We start from the raw sequence: 280 nt of genomic DNA, 5'->3' as shown, positions 1-280 counted from the left end.
CGCCGGGGTCGGGGAATTCACGCCTCTCACCCGTCGGGAACGCCCGCTCGCGCGGCTCGGCGAGGCTCTCCGCCGCCGTCCCGTGGTCGGCCTCGCCCTGTCGTTCGGGGAGTTCGCCGCGGGAGCGTGGGTCACGTCTCGCGTGCGGGGAGCGGGCAGGACCCTCGGGTTGCTGCTCGTGATCGATGCGTTGATCGATGCAGCGATCTCGATCGTCCGGATCCGCCGCGGCCGAGGCTGACGGCTGCCCGGCTGGCCGACCGCGCCACGCTGCGAAATG

1 protein-coding gene is annotated in these 280 nt (G+C 73.2%); it reads left to right on the top strand.

What is annotated here, in order from left to right:
• Positions 1 to 241: hypothetical protein (locus SB773_RS31245; RefSeq protein ID WP_410594164.1), on the top strand; the 241-nt coding region annotated here is incomplete at its 5' end.
• Between the last annotated feature and the right edge of the window lie 39 nt (positions 242 to 280).

The organism is Bacillus sp. SIMBA_074, assembly GCF_046534555.1.
In the GTDB taxonomy this organism is placed as follows: domain Bacteria; phylum Bacillota; class Bacilli; order Bacillales; family Bacillaceae_G; genus Bacillus_A; species Bacillus_A mycoides.
The sequence above is the reverse complement of the archived record's forward strand: the minus strand, read 5'-3'. Positions and strand labels throughout refer to the sequence as shown.